This is a genomic window from Geodermatophilus sp. DSM 44513 (assembly GCF_032460525.1).
In the GTDB taxonomy this organism is placed as follows: domain Bacteria; phylum Actinomycetota; class Actinomycetes; order Mycobacteriales; family Geodermatophilaceae; genus Geodermatophilus.
The window spans coordinates 4469174-4491524 of the sequence record NZ_CP135963.1; the positions used below are offsets into that span (position 1 = coordinate 4469174).

17 protein-coding genes are annotated in these 22351 nt (G+C 75.9%); 10 read left to right on the forward strand and 7 right to left on the reverse strand.

Annotated elements, in window-relative coordinates:
* Positions 1 to 112 precede the first annotated feature (112 nt).
* Positions 113 to 913 (forward strand): exodeoxyribonuclease III, encoded by an 801-nt coding sequence (locus RTG05_RS21625; RefSeq protein WP_166526821.1) that lies wholly within the window; start codon positions 113 to 115, stop codon positions 911 to 913.
* 6 nt (positions 914 to 919) lie between these two features.
* On the opposite strand, the gene RTG05_RS21630 is transcribed toward RTG05_RS21625, so the two are convergent.
* Both RTG05_RS21630 and RTG05_RS21635 read right to left on the reverse strand, forming a co-directional pair.
* Entirely contained in the window at positions 920 to 1762 is an 843-nt protein-coding gene (locus RTG05_RS21630; protein WP_166526822.1) for an ABC transporter permease, read from the reverse strand.
* A 27-nt stretch (positions 1763 to 1789) separates the two neighbouring features.
* Complete coding sequence (locus RTG05_RS21635; protein WP_315912134.1) at positions 1790 to 2719, reverse strand: ATP-binding cassette domain-containing protein; 930 nt, start codon at positions 2717 to 2719, stop codon at positions 1790 to 1792.
* A 94-nt stretch (positions 2720 to 2813) separates the two neighbouring features.
* Here RTG05_RS21635 and RTG05_RS21640 point away from each other — a divergent pair, with 94 nt between their 5' ends.
* Complete coding sequence (locus RTG05_RS21640) at positions 2814 to 3290, forward strand: MarR family winged helix-turn-helix transcriptional regulator (RefSeq protein WP_208104708.1); 477 nt, start codon at positions 2814 to 2816, stop codon at positions 3288 to 3290.
* 64 nt (positions 3291 to 3354) lie between these two features.
* Positions 3355 to 4452: an SPL family radical SAM protein gene (locus RTG05_RS21645; protein WP_166526824.1), complete on the forward strand. Its 1098-nt coding sequence runs from the start codon at positions 3355 to 3357 to the stop codon at positions 4450 to 4452.
* Between the two features lie 48 nt (positions 4453 to 4500).
* Here RTG05_RS21645 and fdhA read toward each other — a convergent pair whose 3' ends face one another.
* Positions 4501 to 5721, reverse strand: a complete 1221-nt coding sequence (fdhA, locus tag RTG05_RS21650; protein WP_166526825.1) for a formaldehyde dehydrogenase, glutathione-independent — start codon at positions 5719 to 5721, stop codon at positions 4501 to 4503.
* Between the two features lie 223 nt (positions 5722 to 5944).
* Between fdhA and yaaA the strand changes: the two genes are divergently transcribed.
* The gene (gene yaaA / locus RTG05_RS21655) at positions 5945 to 6694 is read left to right on the forward strand and encodes a peroxide stress protein YaaA (protein WP_166526826.1); all 750 of its coding nucleotides are present in this window, start codon (positions 5945 to 5947) and stop codon (positions 6692 to 6694) included.
* A 168-nt stretch (positions 6695 to 6862) separates the two neighbouring features.
* Positions 6863 to 9466: a SpoIIE family protein phosphatase gene (locus RTG05_RS21660; RefSeq protein ID WP_166526827.1), complete on the forward strand. Its 2604-nt coding sequence runs from the start codon at positions 6863 to 6865 to the stop codon at positions 9464 to 9466.
* An 82-nt stretch (positions 9467 to 9548) separates the two neighbouring features.
* On the opposite strand, the gene RTG05_RS21665 is transcribed toward RTG05_RS21660, so the two are convergent.
* On the reverse strand, positions 9549 to 10343 hold the full coding sequence (locus tag RTG05_RS21665) for an ANTAR domain-containing protein (protein WP_315912135.1): 795 nt from the start codon (positions 10341 to 10343) through the stop codon (positions 9549 to 9551).
* A 684-nt stretch (positions 10344 to 11027) separates the two neighbouring features.
* On the opposite strand from RTG05_RS21665, the gene RTG05_RS21670 reads away from it, so the two are divergent.
* The gene (locus RTG05_RS21670; RefSeq protein ID WP_166526829.1) at positions 11028 to 12443 is read left to right on the forward strand and encodes an amidase; all 1416 of its coding nucleotides are present in this window, start codon (positions 11028 to 11030) and stop codon (positions 12441 to 12443) included.
* Between the two features lie 145 nt (positions 12444 to 12588).
* Here RTG05_RS21670 and RTG05_RS21675 read toward each other — a convergent pair whose 3' ends face one another.
* From RTG05_RS21675 to RTG05_RS21685, 3 genes are all read right to left on the reverse strand, one after another.
* Positions 12589 to 17541 carry an NAD-glutamate dehydrogenase gene (locus tag RTG05_RS21675; protein ID WP_166526830.1) on the reverse strand — a complete coding sequence of 1651 codons (4953 nt, stop codon included), beginning with the start codon at positions 17539 to 17541 and terminating at the stop codon, positions 12589 to 12591.
* Between the two features lie 54 nt (positions 17542 to 17595).
* Positions 17596 to 17964, reverse strand: coding sequence for a phage holin family protein (locus tag RTG05_RS21680; RefSeq protein ID WP_315912136.1), 369 nt, complete (start codon positions 17962 to 17964; stop codon positions 17596 to 17598).
* Positions 17965 to 18080: 116 nt separating this feature from the next.
* Positions 18081 to 18803: a GAP family protein gene (locus tag RTG05_RS21685; protein ID WP_166526831.1), complete on the reverse strand. Its 723-nt coding sequence runs from the start codon at positions 18801 to 18803 to the stop codon at positions 18081 to 18083.
* A 69-nt stretch (positions 18804 to 18872) separates the two neighbouring features.
* Between RTG05_RS21685 and RTG05_RS21690 the strand changes: the two genes are divergently transcribed.
* The 4 genes from RTG05_RS21690 (at position 18873) to RTG05_RS21705 (ending at position 22310) form a co-directional block, all read left to right on the forward strand.
* Positions 18873 to 19472 (forward strand): TetR family transcriptional regulator C-terminal domain-containing protein, encoded by a 600-nt coding sequence (locus tag RTG05_RS21690; RefSeq protein WP_166526832.1) that lies wholly within the window; start codon positions 18873 to 18875, stop codon positions 19470 to 19472.
* A gap of 54 nt (positions 19473 to 19526) precedes the next feature.
* Positions 19527 to 20708 (forward strand): ATP-binding protein, encoded by a 1182-nt coding sequence (locus RTG05_RS21695; RefSeq protein ID WP_166526833.1) that lies wholly within the window; start codon positions 19527 to 19529, stop codon positions 20706 to 20708.
* Positions 20709 to 20811: 103 nt separating this feature from the next.
* Positions 20812 to 21738, forward strand: coding sequence for an alpha/beta fold hydrolase (locus tag RTG05_RS21700; protein WP_166526834.1), 927 nt, complete (start codon positions 20812 to 20814; stop codon positions 21736 to 21738).
* Between the two features lie 110 nt (positions 21739 to 21848).
* Positions 21849 to 22310 (forward strand): ATP-binding protein, encoded by a 462-nt coding sequence (locus RTG05_RS21705; RefSeq protein ID WP_166526835.1) that lies wholly within the window; start codon positions 21849 to 21851, stop codon positions 22308 to 22310.
* Positions 22311 to 22351 lie beyond the last annotated feature (41 nt).

Consider the following 22351-nt stretch of genomic DNA (forward strand, 5'->3'; position numbering starts at 1 on the left):
CCTCTCCCCGTTCCCTGCTCGTTCACCGGACCCATGCTCCCATCCGGCAGCGGGTCCGGGGATCCGGCGGACGCCCGCGCGCCGCTGGGGGCGCCACCTAGGCTGGGTCCCCGTGCGTCTCGCCACCTGGAACGTCAACTCGATCCGCACCCGCGCCGACCGGGTGGCCGCCTGGCTGCAGCGCTCGGACGTCGACGTCGTCGCCCTGCAGGAGACGAAGTGCCGGGACGACCAATTCCCGGAGTCGCGGTTCACCGACCTCGGCTACCAGGTCGCGCACGTCGGTCACTCGCAGTGGAACGGCGTGGCGCTGCTGTCCCGCGTCGGGCTGGCCGACGTCGAGGTCGGCTTCCCCGGGATGCCGTCGTGGTCGGCGAAGGAGGGCGCCGAGCCGGCCGCGGAGGCGCGCGCCCTGGGCGCCACGTGCGGCGGCGTGCGGGTGTGGAGCCTCTACGTCCCCAACGGCCGGACGCTGGCCGACCCGCACTACCGGTACAAGCTGGAGTGGCTCGGCGCACTGCGGACGGCGGCGGCCGGCTGGCTGGCCGGGGACGCCGGCGCGCAGGTGGCCCTGGTCGGCGACTGGAACATCGCCCCGCAGGACGACGACGTGTGGGACGTCGGCGTCTTCGCGGGCGCCACGCACGTCTCCGAGCCCGAGCGCGCGGCGTTCCGCGCCGTCGTCGAGGCCGGGTACGCCGACGTCGTCCGGCCGCACGCCCCCGGGCCGGGGGTCTACACCTACTGGGACTACACCCAGCTGCGCTTCCCCCGGCGCGAGGGCATGCGGATCGACTTCGTGCTCGGCTCCCCCGCCCTGGCCGCCCGGGTCGCCGGCGCGCGCATCGACCGGGAGGAGCGCAAGGGCAAGGGCGCCAGCGACCACGCCCCCGTGGTGGTCGAGCTCAGCTGAGGCCGGTCACCGGGCCCGCCGGTAGCGGGTGATGGCCAGGGCCGCCATGACGACGGTGATCGCGGCGATCCAGGCCAGCGCGACCGGGACCACCTCCCCCAGCGGCTGGCCCAGCACCAGCGCGCGGATGGCGTCGATGGCCGCCGTGATCGGCTGGTTGTCGGCGAAGGCCTGCAGCCAGTCGGGCATCGACCCGGTGGGGACGAACGCCGAGCTGGCGAAGGTCAGCGGGAAGATGACCAGGAAGCCGGCCGCCTGGGCCGCCTCGGCGTTGCCCACCACCAGGCCGACGAGGGCGTAGTACCAGCTGAAGGCGATGCCCAGCAGCAGGAGCAGGCCGACCGCGGCGAGCAGGCCGCCGACGCTGTCGGGCCGGAAGCCCACGGCGAGGCCGACGGCCACCATGAGCGTGATCGACAGCAGGTTGCGGGCGACGTCGGCGAGCACCCGCCCGGTCAGGACGGCCGAGCGGGCCATCGGCAGGCTGCGGAAGCGGTCGACCACGCCGGAGGCGAGGTCCTCGGTCAGCCCGACCGCGGTGGCGATCCCGCCGAAGACGACCGTCTGCACGAACACCCCGGCCATCAGGTAGTCGACGTAGTCGACGCCCGGCACGCTGATCGCGCCGCCGAAGACGTAGCGGAACAGCAGGGTGAACATGATCGGCTGGATGGCCGCGAAGACCAGGATCTGCGGCTGGCGCAGCTGGCCGACCAGGTTGCGCCAGGTCACCGTCAGGGCGTCGGTGACGGCCCACCCCAGCAGTGGGCGGTACTCCTCCGTCACCGCCCTCCCCGGCCGGTCGCGGGCGGGCCGGTCCAGGTCGGCGATCGTCGTGCCTGTGCTCATGCGTGGGGCTCCTGCGATCGGGGCTGCTCAGGCAGCGCGGGAGGTGAGGGAGAGGAAGACCTGGTCCAGGCTGGGCTCGGTCAGGGTGAGGCCGCGGACGGCGATGCCCGCGGCGTCCAGCCGGCGGACCACCTCGGTGAGCGCGGCCGGGCCGTCGGCCACCTCCACCGCCACCGAGCCGGCCGACGCGTCCACCTCCGGGACGCCGGTGCCCACCCCGGCCAGCCGCTCCGCCGCCGTCCGGACGTCCTCGGTCGTGGAGAGCCGGACGACCAGGCGGGTGGCCGCCAGCCGTGACTTGAGCTCCGCCGGCGTCCCCTCGGCCACGACGCGGCCGGCGTCGATGACCGCGATGCGGTCGGCCAGCTGGTCGGCCTCCTCCAGGTACTGCGTGGTCAGCAGCACGGTCGTGCCCGCGGCGACGAGGTCCCGGACGACCGACCACAGGTCGGCGCGGCTGGCCGGGTCCAGGCCGGTCGTCGGCTCGTCGAGGAAGACCACGAGCGGCTCGGCGACCAGCGCGGCGGCGAGGTCCAGCCGGCGGCGCATGCCCCCGGAGTAGGTGCCCGCCGTCCGGCGGCCGGCGTCGGTCAGCCCGAACCGCTCCAGCAGCTCGCCCGCGCGACGGCGGGCCGCCGACGGCCGGAGGTGGGCGAGGCGGCCGGCGAGCAGCAGGTTCTCGCGGCCGGTGAGGTTCGGGTCGACGGCGGCGAACTGACCGGCCAGCCCGATGCTGCGGCGGACCTGCGGCGCGTCGCGCACCACGTCGAAGCCCGCGACCCGCGCACTGCCCGCGTCCGGCCGGGCCAGTGTGGCGAGCACCCGGACGGCCGTCGTCTTGCCGGCCCCGTTGGGTCCGAGCAGCCCCAGCACCGTCCCGCCGGCCACGGACAGGTCGATCCCGTCGAGGGCCTGCACCGCCCCGAAGGCCTTGCACAGGCCGCTGACCTCGATCACGTCCGTCTCCTCTCGCGGGTGTACGGCCTCCATGGCACAACAGACATTCCGGTGTGTCAACTATCGGCAGGTACCAACTTGCTAGACTCCCGGCGTGTCCACCGTCGACGACTCGCGTGTCCGGGCCACCGCGGCACAGCGGTCGGACCTGGGCGAGGCCGTGATGCGCTTCTTCGAGGCCTTCGCGCGCACCCTGCACGCCGCCGCGGAGGCCGGCGGGCTGACCGTCCCGCAGGCGCGGCTGATCGACGTGCTGCAGCCCGGGCAGCCGCTGCCCATGACCGAGGTGGCCCGGCTCCTGGGTTGCGACACCTCGAACGCGACCGGCCTGGTCGACCGCCTCGAGCAGCGGGGGCTGCTGGAACGCCGTGCCGCGCCGGCCGACCGTCGTGTGCGCGCGGTGGTCCTGACCCCGGCGGGGGAGTCGGCGCGCGCGGACCTCGTCCAGCGCACCCGCACGGACAACCCGCTGTTCGCCCGGCTGGACGGCGAGGCGGCCCGCAGGCTCAGCCGGCAGCTGCAGGCGCTGGCCCGGCCGGACGACCCCGCCGGGGAGCACCCCGACCGGTGAGCCGGGTGGTCGACCTCACCGGTCGGCCGGCAGGAACGGCGTCCGGCCGGTGTTGTACCCAGTGATGAGCGCACCAGCCTTGATCGAGGCCCCCACCCCCACCCGCCTGTGGACCCCCAAGCGGGTCCTCGTCACCCGGTCGGCGGCCGAGCGGCCGCACGGGCAGCGCGTCCTGGCCCGGCTCGAGGCCGCCGGCGTGTTCGACGTCGAGCTGCTGGCCGGCGACCGGCTGCCCAACCTGCGCGGCGACGGCGACCGCGCGGCGTTCATGGCGGCCAAGGACACCCTCGCCCTCGTCGTCCCACCGGCCTCCAAGCGGGCGCTGCAGCCGATCGCGCCGTCCGCCGACTGGCGCCTGGACCTGGCCGAGGGCTGCCCCGCGCACTGCCAGTACTGCTACCTGGCGGGCTCGCTGTCCGGTCCGCCGATCACCCGGGTCTTCGCCGACCTCGACGAGGTGCTCGCCGGCCTGGACGGCTACGTCGGCCGCGGCTCGGTCACCTCGGGCACGGTGGCCCGCGGCGGCGAGGGGACGACGTTCGAGGCCTCCTGCTACACCGACCCGCTGGCCATCGAGCACCTCACCGGCGGGCTGGCCCGGATGGTGGAGCACTTCGGCACGCACGAGTGGCCGGGGCCGGTGCAGCTGCGGGCCACGACCAAGTTCGACGACGTCACCGGTCTGCTCGGCCTGCCGCACGGCGGGCGCACCCGGCTGCGCTTCTCGGTCAACGCGGCGTCGGTCGACCGGCGCTTCGAGGGCGCGACGGCCAAGGTGCCCGGGCGGCTGCGGGCCCTGTCGGCGGTGGCCGCCGCCGGCTACCCGGTGGGGCTGACCATCGCGCCGATCATGCCGGTCGAGGGCTGGCAGGAGGAGTACGGCGAGCTGCTGGACGCCGTCGCCGCGGTGCTGCCCGCCGACGCCGACCTCACCGTCGAGTGCATCACCCACCGGTTCACGCCGGGCAGCAAGGAGACGCTGCTGGACTGGTACCCGCGGACCAAGCTGGAGATGGACGAGGCGAGCCGGACCACCAAGCGGGGGAAGTTCGGGTCGGTCAAGCACGTCTACCCGAAGGACACGATGGGCGAGCTGCGCGGCTGGTTCGAGGCCGCCCTGGCCGACCGGCTGCCCCAGGCCCAGTTCCTGTACTGGACCTGAGCGGAGTCGCTCGAGTGCGTCTTCCGCACTCGAGCGACTCCGCACCCGTCATGCGGCCGGGACCAGGCCGTTGGGGTTGAGGATGTACTTCTTCGCCGCGCCCTGGTCGAACTCCTGGTAGCCGCGCGGGGCGTCCTCCAGCGGGATCACCTCGGCGTTCACCGCCTTCGCGATCTGCACCTTGTCGTGCAGGATCGCCATCATCAGCTGGCGGTTGTAGCGCATCACCGGGCACTGGCCGGTGGTGAACGCGTGCGACTTCGCCCAGCCCAGCCCGAGGCGGATGGACAGCGAGCCGACCTTGGCCGCGTCGTCGGCCGCTCCCGGGTCACCGGTCACGTACAGGCCCGGGATGCCGAGGGAGCCACCGGCCCGGGTGATGCCCATCAGCGAGTTGAGCACCGTGGCCGGCTGCTCGCGCTCGGCGTCCTTGCCGTGCCCGCGGGCCTCGAAGCCGACGGCGTCGACACCGCAGTCCACCTCCGGCTCGCCCAGGATCTCCGCGATCTGGTCCTTGGGGTCGCCCTGGGAGACGTCGACGGTCTCGCAGCCGAAGCTGCGGGCCTGGGCCAGCCGGTCGGGCACCAGGTCGGCGACGATGACCACCGCGGCGCCGAGCAGCTGCGCTGAGGCGGCCGCGGCGAGCCCGACCGGGCCGGCGCCGGCGACGTAGACCGTCGACCCGGGGCCCACCCCGGCCGTGACGCAGCCGTGGAAGCCGGTCGGGAAGATGTCCGACAGCATGGTGAGGTCGCGGATCTTGGCCAGCGCCTGGTCGCGGTCGGGGAACTTCAGGCAGTTGAAGTCCGCGTAGGGGACCATCACGTACTCGGCCTGCCCGCCGGTCCAGCCGCCCATGTCGACGTAGCCGTAGGCGGAGCCCGGGCGGTCGGGGTTGACCGTCAGGCAGATGCCGGTCTTGCCCTCCTTGCAGTTGCGGCAGCGGCCGCAGGCGATGTTGAACGGCACGCTGACGATGTCGCCGACCTCGAGGAACTCGACGTCCGGACCCTTCTCGGCCACCTCACCGGTGATCTCGTGGCCGAGGACCAGACCCTCTGGCGCGGTCGTCCGCCCGCGCACCATGTGCTGGTCGCTGCCGCAGATGTTGGTGCTGACCGTCCGCAGGATGACCCCGTGCGGGGTCTTGCGGCCGACGTTGGACGGGTGCACCCCCGGCCCGTCCTGCAGCTCCAGCTTCGGGTAGTCCAGCTCGGCCACCTCGACCTTGCCCGGCCCCATGTACTTGACCGCCTTGTTGCCTGCCACGGACGCTCCTCTCTCGGCGGCCGGCACACCGGTGTGCCGGCCGTGCAGGTGCCCCACCCACGGCCCCGGCCGGTCCGCGCGGGCGCGGGTGCGCGCCGGGACGGGACCTGCAGGAGCTGGGAGGCGACAGGCACAGAGTGTGGTGTGCACCACCCGGTCGGGTACCGGGGATCGACCCGGCCCGGCCACGTCCACGGCCTGTGCACACGTAGCGTGGCCTCCCGTGCTCGTTCTGCTCCCACCGTCGGAGACCAAGGCCTCGGGCGGGGACGGCGCCCCGCTGGACCTCGCCGGGCTGTCCTGGCCGGAGCTGACCGGTGTGCGCGCCCGGCTGGTGGCCGCGCTGGTCGGGCTCTCCGGGGACCGCCCGGCGGCGCGGGCGGCGCTGGGTCTGTCGGAGGCGCAGGACGGCGAGGTCGCCCGCAACGCCGCGCTGTGCGACGCGCCGACGGTGCCCGCGCTGGAGCGCTACACCGGCGTCCTGCACGCCGCGCTGGACGTGCGCTCCCTGACCCGGGCCCAGCGCGCGCGGGCCGACCGGCGGCTGGCGGTCGGCTCGGCGTTGTTCGGCCTCGTCCGCGGCACCGACCGCATCCCGGCCTACCGGCTGTCGGCCGGGTCGGTGCTGCCCGGCCTGCCGCCGCTGCGCGCCGTGTGGCGTCCGGTCCTCGGCCCGGTGCTGGCCGCCGTCGACGAGCTGGTGGTCGACCTGCGCAGCGGCGCCTACGCCGCCCTGGCCCCGGCTCCCGGCGCGGTGACCCTCGACGTCCGCAGCGAGCGCGCGGACGGCACGCGGACCGTGGTGAGCCACGCGAACAAGGCGCACAAGGGCCGCGTCGCCCGCCTGCTGGCCACCACGACCGGCGAGCCCGACGACGTCGTCCGGCTGCGGGCGCTGCTGCGGCGGGCGGGGCTGCGGGTCGACCACGCCGGCGGCAGCGCGCTCACCCTCGTCGTGCCCGGGCACGGCTGACCGGCGCAGCGTCGGCGCCCGCCGGCCACCGGAGTGATCTGCGTCCGGACGGTTGCACCCGATCGAGTTGCCGTGGCATAACGTCGGGAACGCGTGAGCCCGAAGAGCGTGGCTGCCGCGGCCCCTGGGTGCGCACCCCGACCGCGCGCCGACGACGGAGAGGTACCGGTGGAGGGTTCCCCGCGGCAGCTCGAGGGCGCGCACCCGTCGGAGGTCGACCGGGCGGCGCAGGCCCTGCGCAGCGACGTCCCCCGCCTGCGCGCGGCCCGCCGGCTCCGCACCGCACCGGGTGGCTCCCCGGCGGTCGACCGGCTGGCCGAGCTGGCCGCCCGGCTGCTGGGCGCGCAGGCCGCCCAGGTCTCCCTGCTCGACGACGTGCAGTCCGTCGCCGCGGTCGCCGGGCTCCCGCCGGGGAGGACGGGCCGCGAGACCGAGCTCCCCCAGGCGATGTGCACGCTGACCGCCGGTGGTGGCGACGTCCTGGCGATCGGGGACGCCCGCAGCGACGAGCGGGTCAGCCACCTGCCTCCGGTGGTGGCCGGACAGGTCACGGCCTACCTCGGCGTCCCGCTGACCGACGGCGAGCGGCACGTCGTCGGCACGCTGTGCGTCCACGACCCGCTCCCCCGTGAGTGGTCCGGGACCGACGTGGCGACGCTGCGCCAGCTGGCCGCCTCGGTGGTCACCGAGCTGGAGTACCTCGCGCTGACCGGGGAGTACGAGCGCCAGCACCTGCGCTGGCGGCTGGCGATGGACGCCGGCGGGGTGGGCACCTTCGACTGGGACCTGCGCACCGGCGAGCTGGTGTGGGACGACCCGATGCTGGCGATCTTCGGCTACACCGCCGAGGAGTTCGACGGCACCATCACCGCCTTCAACCGGCGGCTGCACCCCGACGACCTGCCCCGGGTCGGCGAGGCGGTGCGCACCTGCATCGAGACCTGCAGCGACTTCGAGGCCGAGTACCGGGTGGTGCGCCCCGCCGGCGACACCCGCTGGGTGCAGGCCCGCGGCCGGGCGCTGGCCGGCCCGGACGGGACCGCCGTCCGCATGGTGGGCGCGGCGTACGACACCACCGAGGACCGCACCGGGCAGGTCCGCGTCAGCCGCGTGCTGGAGGCCATGCCGGCCGGCTTCTACTCGCTGGACCACGAGTGGCGCTTCACGCACGTGAACGCCGAGGCCGAGCGGCTGCTCGGGCGCAACCGCGACGAGCTGCTCGGCCAGGTGATCTGGACGGCGTTCCCCGCCACGGTGGGCAGCGTCTTCGAGGACAGCTACCGCGGTGCCGTGCGGACGGCGCAGCCGGTCACCTTCGACGCGCACTACCCGGCACCGCTGGACGGCTGGTACGAGCTGCGCGCCTGGCCCAGCCCCGAGGGCCTGTCGGTCTACTTCCTGGAGGTCACCGACCGGAAGCTGGCCCGCGACCGCGCCGAGCGCTCCGCGACGCGGCTGGCGCTGCTCGCGCAGGTCAGCGCCGAGCTGGCCGGCACCCTGGACGCGCAGGCCGCCACCAGCCGCCTCCCCCGGCTGCTCGTGCCCGCCCTGGCCCAGTGGGGCATCGTGACCGTGGTCGAAGGCGACGGGCGCCCGCGCGACGTCGGCTGGTGGCACGCCGACCCGTCGTCCCGCGCGCTGGTCGAGCGCTACGCCGCCGTGCGGCTGGACGCCATGCCCGCCACCTCGCCGGTGGCCCGGTCGCTGCTGACCGGGGAGGCGGTGCGCGCCGACGCCGACGAGGTGGTCGTCCTGCTGCCCGACGGCGAGGCGAGGAGCCTGCTCACCGCCCTGGCACCGGGTTCGGCGATGTGCCTGCCGCTGCGCGGGCGCGGCCGCACGCTGGGCGTGCTCACCCTCTACTCACCCCCCGGCGAGCCGCTGTCCCGGGAGGACCAGGCCACCGCCCAGGACGTCGCCGACCGCGCCGGCCTGGCCCTGGACAACACCCGGCTGTACGCCCAGCAGCAGCAGCTCGCGGAGGGGCTGCAGCGCAGCCTGCTCACCGAGCCACCGGAGCCCGACCACGCCGAGATCGCCGTCCGCTACCTGCCCGCCGTCGAGGCGGCCCGCGTCGGCGGCGACTGGTACGACGCGTTCCTGCAGCCCAACGGGGCGACGATGCTGGTCATCGGGGACGTCGTCGGCCACGACACCGAGGCCGCCGCGGCCATGGGCCAGCTGCGCGGGCTGCTGCGCGGCATCGCCACCTACAGCGACGCCTCACCGGTCGAGGTGCTGCGCGGGCTGGACGCGTCGATGGCGGTGCTGCAGACGCACGTGCTGGCGACGGCGGCGGTGGCCCGCTTCGAGCAGTCCGACGACGAGCGGCGCCGCGGCGTCACCCGGATGCGCTGGGCCAACGCCGGGCACCTGCCCCCCCTGGTGATCAACCCCGACGGCAGCGTGGCCGAGCTGGCGGCCTGGCGGGGTGACCTGCTGCTGGGTGTGGACCACGAGGTGCAGCGTCAGGAGTCGGTGGTGACCCTCGACCGGGGCGCCACGGTGCTGCTGTACACCGACGGCCTCGTCGAGCGCCGCGACGCCGACCTGGACGCCGGGCTGGTGCGGCTGCGCGAGACACTCGTCGAGCTCGCCCACCTGCCGCTGCAGCAGCTGCTGGACGAGGTGCTCGAGCGACTGGTCGACGGCCGGCCCGAGGACGACGTCGCGCTGGTCGCCGTCCGGCTGCACCGCCAGGACCGGCCGCGGCCGGTCGAGGCGGGACCCAACGTCGTGCCGCACGTCGTCCCCCAGCACCCGGCGGACTGACCGGAGGGGCGGCCCCGCCGCCCCTCCTTCTAGAGCAGCGGGACCTGACCGCCGGAGCCCCCCGGGAGACCTCGGCGGCTGCTCAGGAGTCTCCCGGCGCCCGGGGGGTCGGGCGACCGGACGGGGGTCGCGGGCGCCGGCCGCCGGCACCCGGCAGGGTGACGGGGAGCTCCCCGGTGTGCACGAGCTGGTCGGCGATGTCGCGCACCTTGCGGTTGGCGCCCATCGACGCCCGGGTGAGCAACTGGAACGCCTGGTCGGCGGTGAGCCGGTACCGCTCCATGAGGATGCCCTTGGCCTGGTCGATCACGCCCCGGGACTCCAGCGCGGCCTGCAGGTTGTCCGCCTCGCTGCGGGCCCGCCGGTAGGCGTACAGGTTGCCGGCCGCGATGGCGGCGTAGGAGCCGAAGCCCGCGCCCGCCGCCCGGGCGGCGTCGTCGAAGGCCTCCGCCCGGCGGGCGTAGACGTTCAGCGCACCGGTCACGTCCTCGTCGACCCGGAGGGGCACCGACAGGGAGCTGAGGCTGCCCCGGTCCACCGCACGGCGCGCGTAGTCCGGCCACCGGGCGTCGGTGCGGGTGTCGGCGATCTCGGTGACCTCGCCGCTGCGGGCGGCGTGCAGGCACGGCCCCTCGTCCTGCTCGTACTGGGTCTCGTCCAGCTCCAGGGCCAGTGGGCCGGTGTGCACCACCGTCGTCGGGCGGCCCCGGTCGAGCAGCGTCACGGAGGTCTCGGGCGCACCGGGGAGCACCGAGCCCGCCAGCCGCGCGACGGTCTGCAGCAGCTCCTCCATGGACAGCTGTCGCAGCGAGAGCCGGCCCAGCGTCTCCAGTGCCTCGACGGCGGTCGCAGGCTGCGAGGAGGGGTCGACGGCCACGGGACGCCTTCCGTCCATGCACCGGGGCGGGTCACCTCGGCCGCGGGAGCCGAGCTGGCGTCCCGCCTGACCACGCACGCCGGTTGTTCGACGTGTACCGCCGCGCCGGGCTGACCGGCGCTGGAGTGACACTACCCGGATCGCCCGGCCGGCAGGTCCTCGGCGTTCCCGGCAGGTCAGGGACGGGTCCAGCGCGGCGGGGGGACGGCTCTAGGTGGCGGTGTCGGGTCGAGGAGTGGGGGCCGGAGGCCCCCGCGACGAGGCCCGGGACGGGCTCAGCGCGGTGGGGGGACGGCTCCTGGTGGCGGTGTCGGGTCGAGGAGTGGGGGCCGGAGGCCTCCGCGACGAGGCCCGGGACGGGCTCAGCGCGGCAGGGGGACGGCTCCTGGTGGCGGTGTCGGGTCGAGGAGTGGGGGCCGGAGGCCTCCGCGACGAGGCCCGGGAGGGGCTCAGCGCGGCAGGGGGACGGCTCCTGGTGGCGGTGTCGGGTCGAGGAGTGGGGGCCGGAGGCCTCCGCGACGAGGCCCGGGAGGGGCTCAGCGCGGCAGGGGGACGGCTCCTGGTGGCGGTGTCGGGTCGAGGAGTGGGGGCCGGAGGCCTCCGCGACGAGGCCCGGGAGGGGCTCAGCGCGGCGGGGGGACGGCTCCTGGTGGCGGTGTCGTCCGGTAGGACGACGATGTCGTCGTGACCACCACCGACGAGCTGTGCCTGCTCCCCGCCACCGAGCTGTCGGCGCTGATCCGCGCCCGGCAGCTGTCCGCCCGGGAGCTGACCGACGCCTGCCTGGAGCGCATCGACTCACTCGACGGCCGGGTCAACGCGGTGGTGACGCTGGACGCCGACGGCGCGCGGGCGGCGGCCGACGCCGCGGACGCCCGGTTGGCCGCGGGCGAGGAGGTCGGTCCGCTGCACGGGCTGCCGGTGGCGCACAAGGACACCCACGCCACCGGGGGGATGCGCACGACCTGGGGCTCCCCACTGGCGGACACCGTGCCGGCCGACGACGAGCTGGTGGTCGCCCGGCTGCGCGCGGCCGGGACGGTGCGGGTCGGCAAGACCAACGTGCCGGAGTTCGCGGCCGGCTCGCACACCTTCAACACGCTGTTCGGCGCGACGCACAACCCGTACCGGCACGGGTCCTCCGCCGGGGGCTCCAGCGGCGGCGCGGCCGCGGCGCTGGCGGCGGGGTTCGTGCCGGTGGCCGAGGGCAGCGACTTCGGCGGCTCGCTGCGCAACCCGGCGGCGTTCTGCAACGTCGTCGGGCTGCGACCGACGCCGGGCCGGGTGCCCACCTGGCCGGCGTCGATGGGCTGGTCGCAGATGTCGGTGCAGGGCCCGATGGGCCGCACCGTGGCCGACGTGGCGCTGGTGCTGTCGGCGCTGGCCGGGCCGGACCGGCGGGTGCCGATCTCGCTGCAGGACCCGGGCGCCCCGTTCGCCGCGCCGCTGCCCGAACGGCTCGACGGCGTTCGGGTGGCCTGGGCGCCGGACCTGGGCGGCCGGGTGCGGGTGGACCCGGCGATCACGGCGGCGCTGTCGGCGGGCGTGGCGGTGTTCGAGGAGCTCGGCGCCACCGTGGAGGTCGACTGCCCCGACCTGTCCGACGCCGACGACGTGTTCGGCACGCTGCGGGCCTGGCAGTTCGACGCCACGTTCAGCGACCTGGCCCGGCAGCACCCGGACGGGCTCAAGGAGTCGATCCGCTGGAACGCCGCGCTGGGCGCCGAGCTCACGGGCGCCGACGTGGCCCGCGCGGAGATCGCGCACACCGCTCTCCACCAGCGGGTCGTCGGCTTCTTCGACCGCTACGACGTGCTGCTCGCGCCGACGACGCAGGTGCTGCCGTTCCCGGTGGAACTGGAGTACCCGGCCGAGATCGACGGCCGGCCGCTCGAGGACTACCTCGAGTGGATGCGGTCCTGCACGCTGATCACGCCGACCGGCTGCCCGGCGCTGTCGGTGCCCGGGGGCTTCACGCCGGACGGCCTGCCGGTCGGGCTGCAGGTGGTCGCCGCGCCGCGGGCCGACCGGCGGGTGCTGGAGGTCGGGTACGCCTTCGAGCAGGCCACCCGCTTCGGCGAGCGCCGTCCGCCTCTCTGACGCCGTCTGGACCCGTCTACCGGCACCGCTAGAGACCGGCAGACGGACCTCGACGGCCTGTCCGGGCTCACCTCCACGGGTCCTGGCTCACGTCCGACAGTGAGCCAGGACCCGCGGGGATCAGCTGACCTGATCATCGACCGGCTCAGGTCCGCCGGCGCAGGCCGCGCAGGGTGCGGACGGCGACCAGCAGCTCGGCCAGCTCCTGCCGGTCCCCGGCGGTGATGTCGGCCAGCTGGGCGGCCGCCCGCTGCTGCGCGCCGTCCCAGTCGGACACCCAGCGCTCGACGAGCTCTCCGGCGTCGTCGGCGTCGCGGGTCCGGCCGGCCAGCACCTCCGCGGTCAGCTCGGCCTGCTCGGCGGCGAGGTCGTCGCGCAGCGAGGCGCGGGCCATCGACGGCCAGCGGCGGTCGCGCGGCAGTGCGACGACCAGCTCGCGCAGCGGGACGAGGGCCAGCCGCTCGGCCACGGCCTGGTGCACCCGGCCGGCCAGCTCGATGGGCGCGCCGGTGCGCTCGGCGACGACGGAGAGGTCCAGGGCGGCGGCCAGCAGGGGCGCCGCGGCCACCTCGGCGGCCAGCGCCGCGGGCACCCCGGCCGCCTCGAGGCGGGCGGTGCGGGCGGCGTGCGCCTCGGCCTCGGCGCCGAGCAGCCACGACGCCAGCCCGGCCCGGACCGCGGCCACCGGCGCGGCGAACCGGTCCGTCACGGTCGCCAGCGGGGCCGCGTCCTCGGCCGTCAGCTTGGGCAGCCGCAGCAGCCAGCGGGCGGCCCGCTCGGCCAGCCGGGTGGCCTCGGTGCGCAGCTCGACCTGGGTGGCCGCGGGTACCCGGTTGTCCATCGGGCGGACGGCGTCCCACAGCCGGTCGACGTCGAACACCGCCCGGGCCGCCGCGTGCGCGCGCACCACCCCGGCCAGGGGCACCCCGGTCTCCTCGGCCAGCCGGAACAGCCCGGTCACCCCGGCCAGGTTGACCGCCCGGTTGGTCAGCGCGGTCGCGATGATCTCCCGCCGCAGCGGGTGCCCGGTGACCGCGGCGGGGAACCGGTCGCGCAGCGCCGTCGGGAAGTAGCCGACCAGCAGCTCCCCGGTCGCCGGGTCGTCGGGCAGCCCGGAGGCGAGGACGGCGTCGCCGGTCTCCAGCTTGGCGTAGGCCAGCAGCACGCACAGCTCGGGGCCGGTCAGCGCCTGCCCGTCGCGCCGCCGTTCGGCGAGCCGGCGGTCGTCGGGGAGGAACTCGACGCTGCGCGTCAGCCGACCGGAGCGCTCCAGGGCCCGCAGGAAGCGGGCGTGGGCGTCCAGCAGGCTGCGCGCGGAGGCGGTCTCGACCGCCAGGGCCGCGTTCTGCGCGTGGTTGTCGGTCAGGACGGCGGCGGCGACCTCGTCGGTCATCTCCTCGAGCAGCGCCGCCCGCCCCTCGGCGTCCAGCTCGCCGGCCTCGACCACCCGGCCCAGGGCGATCTTGATGTTGACCTCGTGGTCGGAGGTGTCCACGCCGGCGGAGTTGTCGACGGCGTCGTTGTTGAGCTTGCCTCCGGCCAGCGCGTACTCGACCCGGCCGCGCTGGGTCAGGCCGAGGTTGCCGCCCTCCCCCACCACACGCACCCGCAGGTCGCGGCCGTCGACCCGGACGGCGTCGTTCGCCTTGTCCCCCACGTCGAGGGCGCTCTCGGTCGAGGCCTTGACGTAGGTGCCGATGCCGCCGTTGAACAGCAGGTCCACCGGCGCCAGCAGGGCGGCGCGGATCAGCTCGACCGGCGACAGCGTTTCGACGTCGTCGGCCAGGCCGAGGGCCGTCCGCACCGGCTCGCTGACCGGGATCGACTTGGCCGTCCGCGGCCACACCCCGCCGCCGGCGCTGATCAGCGTGGGGTCGTAGTCCGCCCACGAGGAGCGGGGCAGGTCGAACAGCCGGCGCCGCTCGGCGGACGAGGTCGCGGCGTCCGGGGTGGGGTCGACGAAGACGTGCCGGTGGTCGAAGGCGGCCACCAGCCGGATGTGCTCGGACAGCAGCATCCCGTTGCCGAACACGTCGCCGGACATGTCGCCGATGCCGACGACGGTGAAGTCCTGCGACTGGACGTCGAGGTCGAGCTCGCGGAAGTGCCGGGTCACCGACTCCCACGCGCCACGGGCGGTGATCCCCATGGCCTTGTGGTCGTAGCCGACCGAGCCGCCGGAGGCGAACGCGTCGCCCAGCCAGAAGCCGCGCTCCAGCGCGACGGCGTTGGCCAGGTCGGAGAAGGTCGCCGTCCCCTTGTCCGCGGCGACGACGAGGTAGGCATCGTCGCCGTCGTGCCGCACGACGCGGTCCGGCGGGACGACGCGGCCGTCCCGCAGGTCGTCGGTCAGCGACAGCAGCGCGCCGATGAACAGCCGGTAGCAGGCCTGCCCCTCGGCCAGCCAGGCGTCCCGGCCGGCGCTGTCCGGGGGTGGCCGGCGGACGACGAAGCCGCCCTTGGCGCCGGTGGGGACGATGACGGTGTTCTTGACCATCTGCGCCTTGACCAGGCCCAGCACCTCGGTGCGCAGGTCCTCGTGCCGGTCGGACCAGCGCAGCCCGCCGCGGGCGACCGCGCCGAAGCGCAGGTGCACGCCGGTGACCCGCGGCGAACTGACCCACACCTCCCGGGCCGGGCGCGGCTCGGGCACGTCGGGCACCTGCGCCGGGTGCAGCTTGAGCGCCAGCGGGGTGGGCGCGGTCGGCGACATGGCGTAGTACGTCGTGCGCACCGTGGCCTGGACCGCGGCGAGCATCGCGGTGAGCACCCGGTCGGCGTCGAGGGACTCCACGCGGCCGATCGCCTCGCGCAGCGAGGTGACCAGCTCGTCGGTGCGCGCCGCCCGCCCGCCGTCGCGACCGGGTGAGAAGCGGGTCTCGAACAGTGCCACCAGGCGGGCGACGACGTCCGGGTGCGCGGCCAGCGTGGTCTCCACGTAGCCCTGCCCGAACGGCAGCCCGGCCTGGCGCAGCCACTGCACGTAGGCCCGCACCACGGCGACCTGCCGCCAGTTCAGCCCGGCCAGCAGCACCAGCGCGCCCAGGCCGTCGTCCTCGGCGTCGCCGCGCCACACCGCCGACAGGGCCTCGGTGAACCGCTCGGGCAGCGAGCCCGGGAACGGCAGCTCACCGGACGGCGCGGTGAGCCCGAAGTCGTAGACCCAGGCCAGCGGGGCGCCGATCCGGTCGATCTCGTAGGGGCGCTCGTCGACCACGTCGACACCCAGGTGCTGCAGCACCGGCAGCACGTCGGACAGCAGCAGCCGCTCCCCCACCCGGTAGACGACCAGCCGGGGCTCGGCGGCCGAGGGACCGCGGCGCAGCAGCAGGCCCAGCTCGCCCTCGGCCAGCCCGTCGAGCCGCTCGAGGTCCTCGACGGCGGTGGTCGCGGGGAAGTCGTCCTGGTAGGCGCCGGGGAAGGCGTCCGCGACGCGGGCCAGGCGGCGCTCGGCGTCCGCGCCGTACCGGGCGGTGAGCGCGTCGGCCAGCTCGTCGGTCCAGCTGCGGACGACGGCGGCGAGTGCCTCCTGCAGTGCGGGCACGTCGACGGCGGGCAGCGTCGCCGGCCCGCCGCGCGCCACCGGCGGGCGGACGACGAAGTGCAGCCGGGCCAGCACCGACTCGGTGACCCGGGCGGTGTACTCGATGCTGGAGCCGCCCAGCCGCTCGAGCAGCAGCTGCTGCACGCGGGTCCGGACCGCCGTGGTGTACCGGTCCCGGGGCAGGTAGACGATCGCCGACCAGAACCGGCCGCCGGCGTCCTGCCGCAGGAACAGCCGGGTCTGCCGGCGCTCCTGCAGCTGCAGCACGGCCAGCGCGACCGGCAGCAGCTCGTCGGTGCCCACCTGGAACAGCTCGTCGCGCGGGTAGGTCTCCAGGACCTCCAGCAGCTCCTTGCCGGTGTGGCTGTCGGCCGGGACGCCGGAGCCGGTCAGCACCTCGGCCACCCGGCGGCGCACCAGCGGCACCTCGCGGACGGGGTGCGCGGCGGCGGCGGACGGGAACAGCCCGACCAGGCGGTGCTGCCGCGCCGGCCCGCCGTCCCCGGCCGGCAGGGTGACCGTCACCAGGTCCAGCCAGGTGCGGCGGTGCACGGTGGACCGGGCGTCGGCCTCGGTCACGGTGAGCAGTCGCGTGCCGGGGACCGCCTCGGGGGCGGTCGCCACGTCGGCGTCGCCGCGCAGCACGCCGAGGCCGCTGCCGGCCACCGGAGCGGCGGTCACCCGGCCCCGGGAGCGCACCAGGTCGACGTCGCGGGCACCGAGGAACACGAAGTTGCCGTCGGCGAGCCAGCGCAGCAGCTCCGCGGCCTCGGCCGGGTCGTCGGCCGGGTCCTCGGGCGGCGACGGGGCCTCCGTGGCGCCGTCGGCCCGGTCCAGCCGGTCGGCCAGCTCCAGGGCGCGGGCGCGCATCCGCGCGGTGTCCTCGTGCACGGCGCGGACGTCGGCCAGCACGGTGCGCAGCCCCGCGACCAGGTCACCGGCCGCCTCCGCGTCCAGCGGCCCGTCGAGCAGGACGGCCATCCAGGACTCGGCGAGCGCGTCGGCGCCGCAGGTCGCCGGGTCGGCGCTGTCGCAGAAGGCGCGGATGCGGCCGGTGACGTCGCGGCGGACCACCAGGACCGGGTGGACGACGTGCTCGAGGCCGAAGCCCTGGCGCACCACCTCGGCGGTGACGGAGTCGACGAGGAAGGGCATGTCGTCGGTGACCACCAGCACCAGCGCGCGCGGTGCGCCGCCGTCGGCACCCGGCAGCTCCTGGACGTCGACCGTGGCCGACCCCTCGGGCCGGACCTCGGCCAGCCGCAGGTGGCGCAGGGCGAGCGCGGCGAGGTCGGCCGGGTCGTGGCCCTGCACCTCCGCGGCCGGCTCGCTCCAGTAGTAGCGGCGCAGCAGCGCCGCGACGTCGTCGGTGCCGCACCCGGCCGGCAGCCCCGGGCCGCCGGCGAGGGCGTCGGCGGCGGCGCGCTCGAGCAGGCGTCGCTTCTCGTCACGGGCCGCCTCGAGGGCGGCGAGCTCGGTCGCGGCGGCGGGGGTGCCGTCCTCCGCGGGGGCCGGTACCGGGATCGCCGGGACCGTGCCGGTGGTACGGGCCATGACGCCCGACGCTATCCCCGACGGGGCTCCCGAGTCACCGCGACGCGGCGTGGTTCAGCGCCGTTCGGTCAGCTGGTCGACGATCCAGCCGCCGACCGCCAGCAGCAGCCCCCCGAGGACCGCAGCGCCCACGCCGTCGACCTGCAGCCGGTCGCTGAGGACGGCGGTGGTGCCGAGCAGCGCGGCGTTGACCACGAGCAGGAACAGCCCGAGGGTGACCAGCACGAACGGCAGCGACAGCAGCCGCAGCACCGGCCCGACGACCGCGTTGACCAAGGCGAACAGCAACGAGATCCACAACCAGGTGCCGGGCTCCCCGAGCGGGCCCTGCGGGTTGGGCAGCACGGTGATGCCGCCGACCACCTGGGTGACGCCCCAGAAGACGGCGGCCATCAGGACGACCTTGGCGAGGAACCGGAACACGCGCCCACGCTAACCGCACCCCCTCCACCGTGATCATCGGCGAGCGGCGGGCCCGGTCGGCGTGTCGGGCCGCCACCCGCCGATGGTCACGGCGGGGGTCGACCGGGTGCGGGGGATCAGGTCACGGGCAGCGCGTCCCACACCAGGTACGCCCCGAGCAGGAACAGCACCCAGGCGACCGTCTCCCCCGTGCCGCGGGACAGCAGCCGCTCGACCCGGGCGAGCAGCGGGGCGATCCGCTCGTGCAGCGCCACGCGCAGGGCGAGCAGCACCAGCGCGGGCAGGACCATCAGCAGGCAGTAGCCGGCCAGCACGGCGACCATCGGCACGGTGTCCAGCCCGGAGGTCACCAGCAGGGCGATCGCGGCGAGGTAGGGGACCATCGAGGCGGCCTCGACCCCCACGGCGGTGACCGCCAGGGCCACGACCGCTCCGCCACCGCCGGCCTCGTCCCCGCGGACCCGGTCGCGCCAGCGGGCCAGCCGGCCGGGGCCGCGCGCCGCGCGGGCCGCCCGGCGCCGCTCCTTGCCGGCCGTCGTCCACGGTTCCACGGTCAACCCGAGCACCACCAGCACGCCCCCGACCACCAGCTGGACGACCCGTCCGGCCGTGCTGTCCAGGGCCGCGGCGACCGGGCCGGCCAGCTCGGCCGCCCCGAGCAGGAGCAGCACGCCGATGAGCAGGTAGCACGCGGCGACCGCGCCGAGGAAGGTCAGGATGCGGCCGACGCGCACCCGGCCGGGTGCGGCCATCAGCCACACCGGGAGCACCAGCGTGCCGATGCTCGTGCTGTCCACGAGCGCCAGCCCGGCCAGGGACAGCAGCACCGCGACGTCCACCGGCCCTCCGTCCTTGGCAGCACGACCGTGCTGCCAACGGACAGTAGCACAGTCGTGCTATCAAGAGCCGTGCCCCGCATCGTCGACGCCGAGCAGCGCCGGCGGGAGCTGACCGAGGCGGTGTGGCGGGTCATCCGGCGCGACGGCGTCGCGGCCGCCTCGGTGCGGGCCGTCGCCCGGGAGGCGGGTACCTCCATGGGCGCGCTGCGGCACTGGTTCGCCACCCAGGACGAGCTGCTGCACTTCGCCATGACGCTGGTGGTCCAGCGCGCGCGGGCGCGGGCCGTGGTGGCCGACGCGGCCGGCGGCACCCTGGTCGACCGGCTGCTGCGGGTGCTGGAGGAGACCCTGCCGCTGGACGACGACCGGCGGGCCGAGGCCGAGGTGTGGCTGGCCCTCACCGCGCGGGCGCTGGTCGACCCCGCCCTCGCCGAGCTCCGCGACCGGTCGGCCGACGAGCTGCACGGGTTCTGCACCGAGGCGGTGCGGGTCCTGGTCGCGGAGGGGGTCGCGCCCGCGGGCCTGGACGTCGAGCTGGAGGGCGAGCGGCTGTACGCCGTCGTGGACGGGCTCGCGGTGCACGCGCTGACCCGCCCGTCGGTGCTGCCGCCGGACCGGGCGCGGGCGGTGCTGGCCGCGCACCTGGCCGCGCTGGGCGACCGGTCCTAGGACGGTCTACCCCGGTCTACCGCGGGGGCTAGACCGGCCCATACGGTGCTCGACGTGGACCCCGTCCGGAACCCCTACGCCCCCGGCGCCGGCCAGCGCCCGCCCGAGCTGGCCGGCCGGGACGCCGAGCTGGCCGCCTTCGACGTCGTGCTGGAGCGGATCGCCCGCGGCCGGCCCGAGCGCTCGCTGGTGCTCACCGGCCTGCGCGGGGTGGGCAAGACGGTGCTGCTCAACCAGCTGCGCTCGGCGGCGATCGGCCGCGGCTGGGGCACCGGCAAGCTGGAGGCCCGGCCGGAGCAGTCGCTGCGCCGGCCGGTCTCCTCGGCGCTGCACATGGCCCTGCGCGAGCTGCGGCACCCCGACCAGGAGTCGATGGACGCCGTCCTCGGGGTGGTCAAGGCCTTCGCGCTCCGGCAGACGGCTGACGCGAAGCTGCGGGATCGGTGGCAGCCGGGCATCGACGTGCCGGCCACCGGCGGGCGGGCCGACTCCGGCGACATGGAGATCGACCTGGTGGAGCTGCTCAGCGACGCCGCCGGACTGGCCGCCGACGTCGGCCGCGGCCTGGCGCTGTTCATCGACGAGATGCAGGACGTGCCGGCCGACGACGTCTCGGCGATCTGCGCGGCCTGCCACGAGCTGTCCCAGCAGGGGGCGCCGCTGATCGTCGTCGGGGCGGGCCTGCCGCACCTGCCGGCGGTGCTGTCGGCGTCCAAGAGCTACTCCGAGCGGCTGTTCCGCTACCTGCGCATCGACCGGCTGGACCGGCCCGCCGCGGACCGGGCGCTGCTCGCCCCGGCCGAGCGGGAGGACGTCACCTTCGAGCCCGAGGCGCTGGACGCCCTCTACGCGGCCGCCGACGGCTATCCGTACTTCGTGCAGGCCTACGGCAAGGTCACCTGGGACGTCGCTGCCACCTCCCCCGTCACCGCCGCCGACGTGCGGGTGGCCGCGCCGGTCGCCGAGGCCGAGCTGGCGGTGGGCTTCTTCGGCTCGCGCTACGACCGCGCCACCCCGGCCGAGCGGGAGTACATGCACGCCATGGCCGAGCTGGGCGGGCCGGGCGGCGCCGCGGTGGCGACGTCGGAGGTGGCGGCGTCACTGGGCCGCAAGCCGGCCTCGCTGTCCCCGGCGCGGGACTCGCTGATCAAGAAGGGGCTGGTGTACTCCGCCGAGCGCGGCCAGATCGCCTTCACCGTGCCGCACTTCGGCCGCTACCTGCTGCGCCACCCGTGACGGCGGCCGGTCCCGCCCCGGCGAGATCGGCGATCTCGCACGTCCCGGGCGGCGCAACCCGGCGAGATCGCCGATCTCGCCGGGAACCGGCAGGGTGGGCACCGTGACCGACCCCGCCCGTGAGCCCGAGCTGATCTCCGTGCCGGTGCAGGGTGGTGGGCTCGCCGCGCTGCACTGGACCGCCGACGCCCCCGGTGCGCCGATCGCCGTGCTAGTGCACGGCATCACCGGCAACGCCATGGCCTGGGCGCGGGTGGCCGGCGCGCTGGCCGGTGGGTTCGAGGTGGTCGCCCCCGACCTGCGCGGTCGTGCCGCGTCGGCCGGCCTGCCCGGCCCGTACGGCATGGAGGCGCACGCGGCCGACGTCGCCGCCCTGCTCGACCACCTGGGGGCCGACCGCGACGCCGGCGCCGACGCCGCGGTGCTCGTCGGGCACTCGATGGGCGCCTTCGTCGCCGCCCTGGCCGCCGCCGGGGTGGCCCGCGACCGCGTGCACGGGCTGGTGCTCGTCGACGGGGGCCTGGCCTTCCCCACCCCGCCGGGGGCCGACCTGGACGCGGTGCTGTCCGCCGTCCTCGGCCCGTCGCTGGACCGGCTGTCGATGACGTTCCCCGACCTGGCCGCCGTGCGGGCCTTCTGGGCGCAGCACCCGGCGGTCGGCCCGTGGGTCGACGTGCCCTCGGTGGCCGCCTACCTCGCCCGGGACCTGCTCGGCGAGCCGCCGGCGCTGCGCAGCGCGTGCGTGCCCGAGGCGGTCCGGGTCGACGGCGGCGACGTGCTGCTCAACGAGCGCGTCCTGGAGGCGACCACCGACCTGCCGGTGCCCGCGACCCTGCTGTGGGCGACCCGCGGGCTGCTCGACCAGACACCGGGCCTCTACGACGAGGTGCGGCTGGCCCAGCTGGGCCTGGAGCCCAGCGGGATCACCGCCCGCGAGGTGCCCGACACCAACCACTACTCGATCCTCTGGGCGTCGCAGGGCGTCGAGGCGGTCGCCGCCGCCGTCCGGGACGCCGCCGCCCGGAGCTGAGGAGACGCTCGTCACCCGGAGTGGGCGGAAACCCCCCTGGCACGGTTGAGCCCCCAGCCGCATGGGCACCCCGGACGGTGTCGGAGAAGGCGACGGACGGGGAGCGGGCAGTGGGTCGACTCACGTGGCCGGTGCGCCCACGACCGGACGGGCGGGGCGAGGTGTGGCGCTGGGACCTCCAGGCCGTCGCCGAGCTCCCGGCGGCACGCGCGGTGCTGCGGGCCCGGCTGGCGGGCGTCGGCACACTCCCTGACGACGAGGACGACACCCCCGCCGAGCGGCTCGTCCTGGCCTTCGACGAGTTGGCGTCCAACGCGCTGCGGCACGGCTCCTCCCCCGTCGTCGCCACGGTCATCGCCGGCAGTGGCGGCTGGCTGCTCGACGTGAGCGACCGGGACCCGGACACGATGCCGTGCCCGGCCGTCGACCGGGACCCCGCCCAGGGCGGCCTGGGCCTGCACCTGGTGGCCCGGCTGTCGCTGGCGCACGGCTGGTACGTCGACGACGACTGCAAGCACGTCTGGGCCTGCCTGCCCACGGCCACCGAGGACCGCGAGCCCGCCCTGGCCTGAGCGACGGACGAGACCCCGGGGCCGTACGGCCCCGGGGTCTC

Coding starts and splice junctions, on each gene's coding strand:
- RTG05_RS21630 (WP_166526822.1), bottom strand. CDS start 1,762: ATGAGCACAGGCACGACGATCGCCGACCTGGACCGGCCCGCCCGCGAC.
- RTG05_RS21645 (WP_166526824.1), top strand. CDS start 3,355: ATGAGCGCACCAGCCTTGATCGAGGCCCCCACCCCCACCCGCCTGTGG.
- RTG05_RS21675 (WP_166526830.1), bottom strand. CDS start 17,541: ATGGCCCGTACCACCGGCACGGTCCCGGCGATCCCGGTACCGGCCCCC.